Below are 13,392 nucleotides of genomic sequence, written 5' to 3' on the forward strand. Positions count from 1 at the left end.
TCATGCACATCGCTCCCTATGACAATCAGAACAAACCGATCGTCGACGCCGAGGATTCAACCGTTCCGCTGAACTACTTCAACATCGTCAAACTGAAAAAAGGCGAAGCGTTCGAGTATCAGGTGCCGGGCTATGAGACCTGCATCGTCCCGGCCACCGGCAGTGTTGATGTCGATGTAGAAGGCGTGCAATTCGCCAAGCTCGGCAATCGGGGCGAGGATGTCTGGGATGGTGACCCAGAAGGCGTTTACGTACCGGTTGGTGCGAAAGCCCAACTGGTTTGTGTGTCCGCCGAGGCCGAGGTTTTCGTAGCGGGCGCCAAATACGACAAGGTGCTGGAACCCTTCGATGTTCGCGAACACGATTTGGTTCAATACGGCAGCGATGACACCAAAACGCATCGCAAGATTAAACACATCCTCGGGCAAAAACAGCACGACAAAGTCGGACGCCTTCTGGTCAGCGAGCTTTTCACCGTTGGTCAGGGCGGCTGGTCCGGGTTCCCCAGCCATAAACACGACACCAACCGTCTTCCGGACGAGACACGTCATGACGAGACCTACAATTTCCGCTTCAAACCCAAGTGGGGGTCAGGTCTGCAGATGTTGCAACGTGAGGATAACGAGCCGGGCGACGCGTACCACATCGTCGACGGATCCACGATCTGTATCGACAATGGCTATCACCCGTGCTGCGTGCTTCCGGGGTACGAGATGTACTATTTCACCATTCTTGGCGGCCTCAGCCAGCGCTCGTTGGTGCAATTTTTCCAACCAACGCATGCCTACCAGATCGAGACAATTCCTGGCATCAAAGATATGATTGCAAAGTTCAAATGACCCTAGTCACTCTGAAAGACGTCCTGACCCCCGCTTATAAGCAAGGCTACGCCGTCGGCGGTTTGGTCACACTGGGCTGGGAAGACATGCGCGCTTATGTGGCCGCGGCCGAGGCTGAAAACGCCCCGGTGATCCTGCAGGCTGGCCCCAGCTGCCGCGAACACACGCCGCTGCCTGTTCTGGGCGAAATGTTTCGCTATCTGGCCAAAAATGCCTCGGTTCCGGTCGTGGCGCATCTGGATCATGGTTATACGTTCGAGGACTGCAAGATCGCATTGGACAGCGGGTTCACATCGCTCATGTTTGACGGGTCACGCAAGCCACTTCAGCAAAACATCGACGAAACTGCTGCCATTGCCGAAATGGCCCACGCCGCAGGTATTTCTTGCGAAGGTGAGATCGGGTTTGTCGGCTATTCAGGTGGCGAAGGATCAAACGGGACTGACCCAACCGAGGCCGCACAGTTTGCCCGCGAAAGCGGTGTCGACGCGATGGCCATCTCAGTCGGAAACGTCCACTTGCAACAGAACAAAGAAGGCGGTTTGGACGAGGAACGCATCGCCGAAATCGATGCCGCGACTGAGGTTCCGCTTGTCATTCATGGCGGCTCGGGCGTGCCTGTGGAACAGCGCAGCCGTTTGGCGCGGGAAACGTCGATCTGCAAATTCAATATTGGCACCGAGCTGCGTATGGCTTTCGGCAACGCGCTGCGCGAGGCAGTCAACCACGACACTGACAGATTTGACCGTGTTGCGATCCTGAAAGAGACCCACGACCCGGTCGAGGCCGCGGCCCGTATGGTCATTCGGGCCTTTGGTGCGCCCGCGCAAAGGTAAGCGTGGGCGTTACGCGTCGCGCTCCATGATCCATTCAACTTCGGGGGCCGGAACAAAGCGCCATTTGCGCAGGGGGCCGGCCATAACGTTCAGATAGTACATCTCGAACCCATAAGGTGCACCGCAGGGATGATGACCGCGGGGAACGCATACCACATCGCCGTCCGATACCGCCATTGTCTCGTCCAACTGCCCATCATCGGTATAGACACGCTGAATCCCGAACCCGTTCGCCGGGTTCAGGCGATGATAGTAGGTCTCTTCCAAATATGTGATCCGCGGAAAATCATCCTCGTCATGACGGTGGCTGGGATATGATGACCAATGCCCGTTTGGCGTAAACACTTCGGTCACCAGCAGACTATCGGCATAGTCCTCATTCTCCATCGCTATGTTGTTGATATAGCGCGTGTTCACGCCCCTACCGCGCTCGGTCAGGGTTATGCCATCGGGGCCGATGCGACGCGCAGCGTGGCCACCTTTGCCAGGGGCAGAACACACCGCAATCACGCAATCCGTTTCGGCCGTGGCCGTCCATTCGGCGCCGTTTGGAAGATAAAGACAATGCGGCGGCGTCTTTTCAAAAACGTTCATCCGATCGCCCAGAATACCCCAGTCGCGGTCAGCTCCGGCGATACGAGCCTTGCCCTCGACAATGACCAGAATGACCTCGCGATCACCCGTCGCCTCGGCCACTGTATCGCCTGCCCGAAGGTGGTAAAGCCCAAACCCCACATAACGCCAACCGGCACTGGCCGGAGTGATGTCGTGCACTTTACCTCTGGTCCCAAAGGGCTTTTTGAGCAGATCGGCCATGTGTTTTTCTCCGTGTAAGGCGGGCTGGAAAGCCCGCCCGTATTCCCTCAGGCAGCTTGCCTTGTTTGCAGCGCCGAGAACGTCTCGGACAGTTGTGTTTCGGTCCAGCCTTCAGACACAGCGCGACGCAGAATATCGGCCTGACTTTCCGGTGCGTTGCCCCCTACAGGCGGGTCCGTATCCAGATTGGTCGGGAACGGATATCCCTCGGCCGTGGCGGCGATGGCCGCATCCAATTCGGCACCTACCAACACGCCCCGCTGTTTCAACGCGACGAGCCAGGGGAACACCGCCTCAGACATGGACCTTCGGTCAATTGCTTCCATCGCGCGGCCAAAGGCGGACGAGATCTGTAACAGGTTCGCCATCCGGTCGATATCTGCACTGCAGTTCTCACCAGCGGCATGAAACAGCGCAGGGTTAAAGAACACAGCATCCCCCTTGTCCAGTGCCAGCTGGATATAGCTGTTCTCGAAATATGCGCGATGATCTTCGTCGTGAAACGCCAGATAGCCCGGGGGATAAAGCTGCGAAAAAGGGAGCAGTTTGGTCGGGCCGCTTTCAATCGGCATGTCGCAATGGGCAACCGCCCCCTGCAACGTTAGTGATGCTGTGACCAGATGCGCGTGCGCGGGATAGCGCGCAGCGCTACCCGCACTTTGAAACCCAAGGTGGTAATCCCTGTGCGCCTGTTGCGCCTTTCCACCTGGACGCACCTGATTGATCTGCGCGGTAACTTGATAATTCGGCCCCAACCATGCCTCGCAGGCTGCAGCAACAGCCGTATTCCCGAAATAGAGCGCAAAGCCCTCGGGGTCACGCAGACATTGCTTTTGCAGGGCGTTCCATATCCGATCATTGGCCCCGGACGCGGCAAAGTGATCGCCCTCGCCCGCGTCGCTTTGTCTTTCGTCAATTATGATCTGGCGAAAGACATCGGTGGCGCGATCAATAACAGAGGTATCAGCGAACGCAGTTTTCAGAACAATCACACCCGCCAAATTGTTCAAAACATGCCCCCACTCTGCCAGCAGAGCTTTGCGCTTACCGGTGTCCTCCAGTGCAGGGCGCAGCGCGTACATATCGTAGATTGGAACATTTTTTTCGATCGCGGCGGCGTGCGGGACGTCCGCGGCCAAAAGGTTTTGCGAGGTCAACACCTTGAATTCATCCAGATCACAGGATTCCCGGTCGAAATAGCCGACAAAACCTAGTTCCTGATTTACCATGAGAGTTCTCCTTTTTCATGGCTTCGGTGTTAACCCCACAGGGAGTGTTTTTAAGCCCGAACCTCCAATCCTGCCCGCCCGCAAACGTCGAGGATGTGCTCGTAGCCTTTCTTGGAGTATTCATACGGCGGAGCCTTAGCCGGATCCTGTTCGGCCTCAACCACAATCCAGCCGTCGTAGCTCATGGACTTAAGGGCGTTCGCTACGGCCTGAAAGTCGATACAACCGTCACCCGGCACGGTGAACGCTCCGCCGACGACCGCGTCCAGAAAGCTGCGATCATTGTCCTTTACGTCCTGCACCACAGCCGGGCGGATATCTTTGAAATGCACATGGTGCACACGGTCGCCCCAGCGGTTGAGGGTCGCCATCACGTCCCCGCCCCCGAAAAGCAGGTGACCGGTATCAAAGCACAAGTTCACCTCGGGACCCGAACCTTCCATCAACCAGTTCACGTCATCCTCGGTCTCGATGATGGTGCCCATGTGATGATGATAGGCCATCGGCATACCTTGGTCGGCCATCCATTTGGCCAGCTCAGTGATCTTGGCGGCATAAGCCAACACTTCGTCTTTGGACAGCTTGGGTCGGTGGTTCACCGGCGTGCCAGCCAGACCCTGAACGGTGTTTGAGCATTCGGCATAGACGATACATGGGCTGCTCAGCGCAACAAACTGTTCAACCTGCTCCCGCACAGCTTCGCGTTCTGCCGCAAAATCATTGACCAGCGAGGCACCCGAGCACCACCCGCCACAGAGCGCGATGTCATTGCCTTCCAGATAGGCACGCAGCCCTTCAGTATCGCTGGGCATCCGCTGACCACGCTCGACACCGGTGTACCCGATCTCGCGCGCCTCTTTCAGGGCCTGTTCCATCGTGTACGCCGCCGTCAGGTCCGGCAAATCGTCATTTTGCCAGGCGATCGGAGAAATCCCGATTTTCACGCTCATTTCGTGTTTCTTTCCTTAATCGCCAGCTCATAGGCTGCGCGTTTTTCGTTCACTTCGGGGCGGATGCTGACCTCGGGCACCGCAACTTCCCACCACGTGCCGCCGTATTCGGTCGACGGGTACGGATCGGTGTCGATGACCACCACGTAAGGGCCTTTGACATCGCCACGTTTGGCAAGCGCGTCTTCCAGCTCGGCAATCGAGCTGACCTTGACCGAGGTCGCCCCCATCGCCGCCGCGTGGGCGGCAAAATCGATGGCCGAGGGCGTTTCGTGCACCGCGTGATCCAGCAGATTGTTAAACTCTGCCCCACCAGTGCCCATCTGCAAACGGTTGATGCAGCCAAAGCCCCGGTTATCGGTGATCACCACGGTGAACGAGATACCCATCATCGCCGCCGAAGCCATTTCCGAATTCGCCATCATGTAGGTGCCGTCACCAGTAAAGCAGATCACGTCACGATCAGGCTGGGCCGTCTTGATGCCCATAGCGCCGGCAATTTCATAGCCCATGCAGCTAAAGCCGTACTCCATGTGATAGGCACCGGGACGCGGGGCTTTCCACAGCTTGTGCAGCTCTCCGGGCATGGTGCCCGCCGCGCACATGACGACAGTATCGTTGTTCGAGGCTCGTTGAACCGCGCCGACCACCTGCATATCGGTCGGCAGCGCATTGCCGTCGCCGGGGGCATCCGTCAGCTTGTCGACCTTGCCATACCATTCCGCCTTTAGCGTATCCGCCACAGGATTAGCGCGGTATCCCTGCAGCGCCGCGCCCAGCTCTTCCAACCCGACCCGTGCGTCTGATTGCAGCGGCACCGCGCCGTGTTTGTCCACATCGTAGGCGGCCGTATTCAGGCAGATCATCTCACGTTCAGGGTTCGAAAACAGGCCCCACGAGCCGGTGGTGAAATCCTGGAGGCGAGAGCCGACCGCCAGCACCAGATCCGCCTCGGAACAGATCGAGTTAGCCGGCTCGCCACCAGTCACACCCACCGGTCCAAGGTTCAGCGGGTGGTCCCACGCCAAGGCGGACTTACCAGCCTGCGTTTCCGTAATCGGGATATTGTGTGTTTCCACAAAACTCTGCAGCGCATCGGTCGCGTCAGAGTAATGAACACCGCCTCCGGCCACGATTACCGGGCGCTTTGCCGCCTTGATGGCCGCGACAGCGCGGGCCAGTTCGCCTTCATCCGGGCGGATGCGGCGCTGATACCAGACGCGCGGCTCAAAGAAGCTTTCGGGGTAATCATAGGCCTCGGCCTGCACATCCTGACAAAAGGCCAGTGTCGCCGGGCCACAATCGGCAGGGTCCGTCATGGTGCGGAACGCCCGCGGCAACGCGGTCAGCAGATGTTCCGGCCGCGAGATGCGGTCGAAGTACCGGCTGACGGGTTTAAAGCAATCGTTAGCGCTGACTGTTCCGTCGCCAAAACTCTCGATTTGCTGCAACACCGGGTCGGGGCCACGCGTTGCAAATACGTCGCCAGGAATAATCAGAACCGGCAAGCGGTTCACATGCGCCAGCGCAGCGGCTGTCACCATATTGGTCGCACCCGGCCCGATGGACGAGGTCACCGCCATCGCCCGCGTGCGCCGCATTTGCTTGGCATAGGCAATGGCACAATGCGCCATTGTCTGTTCGTTATGGCCGCGATAGGTCGGCAGGCTGTCTTTCACAGCGTGCAGCGCCTCACCCAAACCGGCCACGTTACCGTGGCCGAAAATAGCCCAGACGCCTGCGATAAACGGCTCTCCGGCCTCGTTCATTTGCGCGCCCAGATAGCGGACCAGAGCTTGCGCTGCGGTCAGTCTGATAGTTTTGCCCATATTGATCCCTTTCAACACAAGGCCACCCGGCCAGTCCGTTGAATACCAGTTTTCGAAAGCTGGGTCTGCGCGGGACCGCGTCAGACCGTTCCGCCCAAAGACCCTTCCAGCTCGGCCAATTCCTGACCACCTGCCATCAGGTCTTGCAATTCTTCGGGCGAAATTTCGCCGCGTTTGGCCGTGCCCAGCGTTTGACCCCGGTTCAACACAGTAAACCTGTCGCCGACGGCCAATGCATGGCGCACATTGTGGCTAATAAAAACCACACCCACACCCTGACTGCGCACTTTGTCGATGGTCGCTAGAACGTTCGAAGTCTGGCGCACACCCAGCGCCGAAGTCGGCTCGTCCAGGATTAGGATCTTGGCACCAAAATGCACTGCGCGTGCAATAGCAACTGTCTGGCGCTCTCCGCCTGACAACGTACCCACAGCCTGATCAGGGCCACGCAGGTTGATGCCCATCTTGCGCATTTCTTCCATGGTGATTTCGTCAGCAAGTTTCTTGTCGAAGAAATTGATCCCTGCGACCTTGCGAGTTGGCTCATTGCCCATGAAGAAATTTCGACTGACACTCATCAACGGGATCATCGCCAGATGTTGGTGCACCGTTGCGATACCGGCTTCGATCGCATCGCGCGGGTCTTCAAAATGCATCGGCTTATCTTCAAAGATGATCTCACCCGCGGTCGGCTTGTGGACCCCGGACATGGTCTTGATGAAAGTCGATTTGCCTGCACCATTATCGCCCAGCAGACAGTGACACTCCCCTGGCTTCAGATCAAAGCTGACCCCGGCAAGAGCGATCACAGAGCCAAAGTGCTTTTGGATGTCGATCATCCGGATGATCGGTTCTTGAGCATTTGTATCGCCGTGATGGAATTTGGAATCTTCGGTCATCTCAGCGTTCTCCTGTGATGATGCGACGGATGTAGGTGTTGAGGATCACAGCACCCAGCAGGATCACGCCCAGGAACACCCGGAATAGTGAGCTTTCGACCCCAGCAAAGAACAGTCCCTGCTGCACCACGCCAAAGATCAGCGCCCCAAGAGCCGCCCCCAGAACCGAGCCGTATCCGCCGGTCAGCAGTGCGCCACCGATCACCACTGCGATGATCGCCTCGAATTCCTTCAGCAACCCGCGATCCGCTCCGGCCGAGCCAAATTCCATGACCTGACAGGTTGCAAAAACTGTCGCGCAGAAGGCTGTGAACATGAACATCAGGATTTTGACCCGGTTCACAGGAACACCAGAGTTCCGCGCGGCTTCGGCGTCACCGCCCGAGGCAAAGATCCAATTTCCGAATTTTGTTTTTGTCAGCAGCACGTGGCCAAAGATAATGATCGCCAGCGCCCAGATCAGCAGCATCGGAATGCCATCAACCACGGGCTGCCCTTGGCGCGTACCGCGCTCAAAAGTCTCGATTAGGCCGTTGTCACCAAGCCAGACGAAAAAGCCTTGCCCGACTTTACCGCCGAAGATGGACGCGAGCCAGTCACCCTCGGCCACGTCCCGGATACCGCCAATGATGGTCTTCCGTTCGATGGTCTGGGGCAGGTAGATGGTGAAGCCGCGCAGGATGAACAGGAAGGCCAGCGTCACGATAAAGCTGGGCAATCCGGTGCGTACGACGATGTACCCGTTGACTGCCCCGATCGAGACACAAAGCGCAAAGGTCACGATGATGGCCATCCAAACCGGCCAGCTGAGCGTGACTGAGAAGATCGCGATCATCATGCCCGCAAACCCGATCATCGAGCCGACGGACAGGTCAAACTCACCTGCGATCATGAGCAAACAAGCACCAACGGCGATGATCATGAACTGCGCAGAAACCACGGACCAGTTCATCACGCCCTGACTGGTGAACATGCCGCTGTCAAAAGCAAACAGCAGGAAAAACGTGAAGACCGCAACGGTACCAACCATACCGCCCAATTCTGGGCGGATCAGGGCCCGGCGCAGGGGTGAGATCTCTTTTATCCGCTCGTCACCACCAACTGCGGATTGCGCTGACTCAGCCATTGTTGCCTCCTTGGCGCGTGCGTCTGAATGCTTGCATCAGGTGGTGCGGACACACATTCGGCGTCCGCACCATTTTGAAGATCAGCGGTATTCGCCCGCAAACTCTTCGATCTTTTCCAACCCGTCCGCGGTTACGAAACCTGGTCCCGAGTTGATGTTGTTGCCCGGCAGCACGCCATAACGGTGGTAGTTCGCCATTACGACGACAGGCAGGTAGGCCTGCAGGAAGGGCTGCTGGTCGATGCCCCACTGGATCACGCCGCTTTTGATGCCTTTGACGATCTCACCACCCAGATCGAAGGTGCCAAAATAGATGTCGCCGGCCATGCCGTTCTCTTCCAGCGCCAGAATGGTCGGGTCTGCCGAGGTCGGGCCGAGCGTCAGAACGGCGTCCGTTTCGGGGTTCGCCGACAAGTACGCTAGAACACGGTTCTTGATCTCGGCCGGGTCCTGGCCTGCGTCGATCATCTGCTCACCGAGTTCGATGCCCAGGCCATCTGCAAAGCCCTGACAGCGTTCTTGACTGGATGGCTGCACGATGTAGTGGTTCACACACAGGAAAGAACCGATACCATCATCTTTGGCCCGCTGACCTGCAGCAAAACCCGCGTCATATTCCGGTTGGCCGACATACATCAGCGCACCAACTTCGCGCGCTTTTTCCGGCGTACCGGTGTTCATGATGATAACGTCAATGCCGGAATCCACGGCAGCCTTAATCGGGCCTTCCAGAATATCCGGATCAGCCAGAGTTGTGATGATGCCATTCGGCCCCGATGCCGCAGCCTGATCGATGATCCGCGCCATGTCGGCAAGGTCGCCGGTTGGCGGATTGCGGTATTCGACCTCAACCCCCATCTGATCGCCCGCCAGGGCAATACCGTTTTTGATGGTGTTCCACCAGCTGTCGCTGTCCGGAGCATGGCTGACCAGAATGTACTTCTCGCCTTCTGCCGCAACGCCGGTGGCACCGGCAAATGCGACTGCGCTGGCCATCAGCACCCCTTTTACGAACTTCTTCATTTCCATTCCTCCCAATAGAAAAGTCAAACTTGTCGCCGGGTCAGCCCGGCCATTCGGCTAAACCGAATCTCCTTCGCTCCGATCCGTGATCGGGCTTCCCTCAGTTTCCGGAATTCCGATCATTTTGCAACCGGTTTCAAAAAACTTCCTCCATTGCAACCGGCCGTCCGGACCGCGCCGAACGTGTTGCGGCTTCGGCCATCGCCAACGCCGCGACGCCGTCCTTGAGCGTCACCGGCATGTCCGACCCGGATTGAACAGCGCGGGTAAACGCATCCCATTCGGCACGGTAAGCAGACATATAGCGCTCAAGAAAAAAATATGTGGGCTTTGCGCCCGTCACACCGTCAGCCGTAGACTTAACAACCGAATTCTCAAGGATATTATGCGCCTGCAAAAGCCCCTGTGACCCAAGCAATTCGACCCGTTGATCATACCCGTAGGCCGCCCGTCGCGAATTCTTGATGACAGCCAGACTTCCGTCCGCGTAAGTCATTGTTACGACGGCTGTATCCACGTCTCCAGCTTGCCCAATCTCCGGATCAACAACCGAGGTTCCCACGGCTGAAATCGTGACGGGCATCTGCCCCATCAGGTAATTGGACATATCAAAATCATGGATCATCATGTCCCGGTACAAACCACCGGATACCTTGACGTAGCTCACCGGAGGCGGTGCCGGATCAAACGACGTAATTGACAACAGCTCGGCTTTCCCCACTTCGCCTGAATCAAAGGCAGCTTTCAGCGCTTGAAAATTGGGGTCGAAGCGACGATTGAAACCCAGCATGACCGGTTGACCAGTTGCGGCGGCAGCCTTTTGGCAAATCTTCGCTCGCTCAAGGTCCAGGTCGACGGGTTTTTCACACAGAACCGCTTTTCCGGCCTGTGTTGCCGCCTCGATCAGTTCGGAATGAGTGTCGGTTGGCGTTGCGATCAGAACCGCATCTATTGTTGCATCACCGATAATCTCTTCCGAGCTTTGTACTCTGGCTCCGTATTCCCCAGCCAAATCAACAGCAGCGGCATTCACCGCGTCTGAAATAGCCGTCATTTCGGTTTGGGGGTGCGCCGAAATTGCTTCCGCATGCACGCGACCAATTCGTCCAGCCCCCAGCAATCCGATTTTTAGCATACGGTTCCTCGAATCAATTCTTCGATGACACCATCATGATTTTTGCAACCGGTTGCAAGATTTAATTTTGGACAGATAGAAATCCACTAGCGCGGCTTGGATCGCACGCTAGCAAAACCCTTGCTCTTGTCAGTCGGCGGCAGCGCTATCTTCGGTGAACGTCAGGCCAATCGGGCAATAGAGTGATTTCCGCCCGCCGATACGGTGACCCGTCAGAACAACAGGAGAGTTTCCGCGCCAAATACCGAATGCGATGTAACGCAATCCGACACACCAATCACAGGAATCAAAACAACCGAATTGAGGGTGATCAATCTGCTTTGAAAACCTCAAGGCTTTCTTGAAACAGTTCGATGAACTCCAGGGTCACCAGCGACGGTTGCTTCAAAATCGGGCGTACGAGTGAAAGGGTATGCGGTAAAAACGGCTTGAAAGGTCGATAACTTAGCCCATGCGCAGTGTACTGTACGGCATCCAGTTCGCTCACGACAGAAACGCCCACACCTTTCACGGCCAGTTCACATGCCGCCGTGAATTGCCTGACCTCGATATGCGAGTTCAGTTCGACATTGGCATTTAGAAACGCCTTGGAAAGGCGTGCAAAAAAGTCGCTATCACGTCGCGTATGGATGATTTTCGCATGCGCAAGGTCGGCTGGCGTCACTTCTGGGACGTGTTCAAGATCGTGACCCTTGGGGAACACACAAACTGTGCGCACATTGATGTTTCTGCTTTCCACGGCCGGATGGCCATTAAAGCCGTCGGTGATCCCAAAGTCATATTGCTCGCCGATCATCCATTCCAGAATGCGTTCCGGCCTGTCAGGCTCGATCGTCATGGTGACGCCGGGCCGGTTTTTGAGAAAATCGGCGACGACGTTTGGCAGGTGACTGGTGGCAAATCCAGGCAGGCAGGCCACGCGGATATGACCGGCTTTTCGTTGCGTGATGTCTTGGCTGACATCCGAAATCTGCTTCATCAACTCCAGAACACGCTCTACGCTGGGTTGCAGATAACGCACCTCCTGCGTTGGAACCAATCGACCCTCGCGCCGGTCAAAAAGTTGAAACCCAAGTGATTTTTCAAGATCGGATAGGAGCCTGCTGACGGCGGGTTGACTGACCCCAAGGTCCATCGCTGCCGCCGTTACCGAGCCATTTGTGGATACCGCCATAAGCGCTTCCAGCTGTCGGATCCTCAAAGTTTGACTCATTTTCCAACCGATTTCGTTGTCTGCTTACTTACTGCATAATGTTATGTTATGTTTTTCTCAAAAAATAAATGCTTGAATTATAAAACTGTAACGTTAACGTCGTGAAATCGTCATGTGTGCCGATTACGCGTTGCGGTCGGTATTCAACGAAGCATCGAGCCTGATGCATGGGAGGAATCATGAAAAAGAATTTTCTCGGCGCTCTCGCCGTCACAACTGCCTTGTCCCCGGTGGCGGCAATGGCGCAAACCGAAGTCCAGTTCTGGCATGCCTTCACAGGGCGGCTGGGTGAACTGGTGAAAGCTCAGGTTGAAGAGTTTAACGCCAGCCAGGATGAGTTTGTCGTAGTCGAAAGCCACAAAGGAAACTACTCGGAAACCCTGAACGCGGGCATCGCCGCCTTCCGCGCTGGTGAACAACCGCACGTCCTGATGGTCTTTGAAGTTGGCACCGCTACGATGATGTCGGCCGAAGGCGCGATCAGGCCGGTCTATGAAGTGATGGCAGAAAGCGGCGCGTCATTTGATCCGGACGCATATATTGGCTCTGTCAAAGGGTATTATACGACCACTGACGGTGACATGCTTTCGCTGCCCTTCAACTCGTCCACACCGGTTCTGTGGGTCAACCGCAACGCGTTCGAGGCGGCAGGAGTCGATCCTGACACGGACCTGTCCACTTGGGAAAAAGTTGGTGACGTGCTTGAGCAGCTGAAAGCTGGCGGAGAAGACTGCCCGCTGGTCACCGCGTGGCAAAGCTGGATTCACCTTGAAAACATGTCGGCCTATCACGACGTCCCGTTTGCCTCACAGGACAACGGCTTTGCCGGTCTGGATACCGAGCTGATGCTGAACGGCCCGGCGCAAGTGGCACACCTGACCGCGATGGGCGACTGGGCCAAGGATGGCAAGTTCATCTACACCGGACGCAGAAACGAGGGTGGAGCTAACTTCCGGTCAGGTGAGTGTGCTTTGTTCACCGAAAGCTCTGCCGGATACGCGGGCATCAAAGCAGAGGCCGAGTTTGATTTTGACGTGCGTCCCCTGCCCTATTGGGAAGCTGTCACCAGCGAGCCGCAAAACACCATTATCGGTGGTGCATCCCTTTGGGTTATGGAAGGCCATGATCCCGAAGAGTACAAAGGCGTTGGTGAATTCTTGAGCTTCCTGTCCTCGTCCGACGTTCAAGCCAATTGGCACCAGAACACGGGTTATCTTCCGATCACGGCTGAAGCGGGTGAGGTGACCCGAGCAGCGGGCTTCTATGACGAAAACCCCGGCACCGACATCGCCGTTATTCAGATGACCGCGAAAGAGCCGACTGCGAATTCCAAAGGTCTTCGGCTCGGATCCTTCGACCAGATCCGCGGCATCATCGACGAAGAGCTTGAAGCCGTCTGGTCCGGCGAAAAAACCGCTCAGGAAGCGATGGACAGCGCAAAAGAACGCGGTGATGCGCTGCTGCGCCGGTTCGAATCCGCCAATCAATAAGTCGTAA

The 13,392-nt window shown here is 56.7% G+C and carries 13 protein-coding genes; 3 read left to right on the forward strand and 10 right to left on the reverse strand.

All coding sequences use genetic code 11. The annotated features are described in order from the left end of the window. The first annotated feature begins 2 nt into the window (after positions 1–2). Positions 3–839: a 5-deoxy-glucuronate isomerase gene (locus tag GOW16_RS13580; protein WP_170415867.1), complete on the forward strand. Its 837-nt coding sequence runs from the start codon at positions 3–5 to the stop codon at positions 837–839. Beyond that, positions 836–1,675, forward strand: coding sequence for a class II fructose-bisphosphate aldolase (locus GOW16_RS13585; RefSeq protein ID WP_170415868.1), 840 nt, complete (start codon positions 836–838; stop codon positions 1,673–1,675). The genes GOW16_RS13580 and GOW16_RS13585 overlap by 4 nt, the downstream gene beginning before the upstream one ends. Positions 1,676–1,684: 9 nt before the next feature. Here GOW16_RS13585 and iolB read toward each other — a convergent pair whose 3' ends face one another. The 10 genes from iolB to GOW16_RS13630 form a co-directional block, all read right to left on the reverse strand. Continuing rightward, the gene (gene iolB, locus GOW16_RS13590; protein WP_170415870.1) at positions 1,685–2,491 is read right to left on the reverse strand and encodes a 5-deoxy-glucuronate isomerase; all 807 of its coding nucleotides are present in this window, start codon (positions 2,489–2,491) and stop codon (positions 1,685–1,687) included. 47 nt (positions 2,492–2,538) lie between these two features. Next, complete coding sequence (locus GOW16_RS13595) at positions 2,539–3,720, reverse strand: phytanoyl-CoA dioxygenase family protein (protein WP_170415872.1); 1,182 nt, start codon at positions 3,718–3,720, stop codon at positions 2,539–2,541. A gap of 50 nt (positions 3,721–3,770) precedes the next feature. After that, complete coding sequence (iolE, locus tag GOW16_RS13600; protein ID WP_170415874.1) at positions 3,771–4,670, reverse strand: myo-inosose-2 dehydratase; 900 nt, start codon at positions 4,668–4,670, stop codon at positions 3,771–3,773. Beyond that, complete coding sequence (iolD, locus tag GOW16_RS13605; protein ID WP_170415876.1) at positions 4,667–6,499, reverse strand: 3D-(3,5/4)-trihydroxycyclohexane-1,2-dione acylhydrolase (decyclizing); 1,833 nt, start codon at positions 6,497–6,499, stop codon at positions 4,667–4,669. The genes iolE and iolD overlap by 4 nt, the downstream gene beginning before the upstream one ends. Before the next feature lie 80 nt (positions 6,500–6,579). After that, positions 6,580–7,398, reverse strand: coding sequence for an ATP-binding cassette domain-containing protein (locus tag GOW16_RS13610; RefSeq protein ID WP_170415878.1), 819 nt, complete (start codon positions 7,396–7,398; stop codon positions 6,580–6,582). 1 nt (position 7,399) lies between these two features. Then, positions 7,400–8,524: an ABC transporter permease gene (locus GOW16_RS13615; protein ID WP_170415880.1), complete on the reverse strand. Its 1,125-nt coding sequence runs from the start codon at positions 8,522–8,524 to the stop codon at positions 7,400–7,402. 81 nt (positions 8,525–8,605) lie between these two features. Further along, on the reverse strand, positions 8,606–9,547 hold the full coding sequence (locus tag GOW16_RS13620; RefSeq protein WP_170415882.1) for a sugar ABC transporter substrate-binding protein: 942 nt from the start codon (positions 9,545–9,547) through the stop codon (positions 8,606–8,608). Between the two features lie 136 nt (positions 9,548–9,683). Further along, positions 9,684–10,682, reverse strand: a complete 999-nt coding sequence (gene iolG, locus GOW16_RS13625; protein ID WP_170415884.1) for an inositol 2-dehydrogenase — start codon at positions 10,680–10,682, stop codon at positions 9,684–9,686. A gap of 129 nt (positions 10,683–10,811) precedes the next feature. Further along, positions 10,812–10,946, reverse strand: a complete 135-nt coding sequence (locus GOW16_RS22985) for a hypothetical protein (protein ID WP_302478069.1) — start codon at positions 10,944–10,946, stop codon at positions 10,812–10,814. 46 nt (positions 10,947–10,992) lie between these two features. After that, positions 10,993–11,895 carry a LysR substrate-binding domain-containing protein gene (locus tag GOW16_RS13630; RefSeq protein ID WP_170415886.1) on the reverse strand — a complete coding sequence of 301 codons (903 nt, stop codon included), beginning with the start codon at positions 11,893–11,895 and terminating at the stop codon, positions 10,993–10,995. Positions 11,896–12,074: 179 nt separating this feature from the next. Between GOW16_RS13630 and ugpB the strand changes: the two genes are divergently transcribed. After that, positions 12,075–13,385, forward strand: a complete 1,311-nt coding sequence (gene ugpB, locus GOW16_RS13635; RefSeq protein ID WP_170415888.1) for a sn-glycerol-3-phosphate ABC transporter substrate-binding protein UgpB — start codon at positions 12,075–12,077, stop codon at positions 13,383–13,385. Positions 13,386–13,392 lie beyond the last annotated feature (7 nt).

The sequence above is a fragment of the Ruegeria atlantica genome (assembly GCF_013033965.1).
Taxonomy (GTDB): domain Bacteria; phylum Pseudomonadota; class Alphaproteobacteria; order Rhodobacterales; family Rhodobacteraceae; genus Ruegeria; species Ruegeria atlantica_D.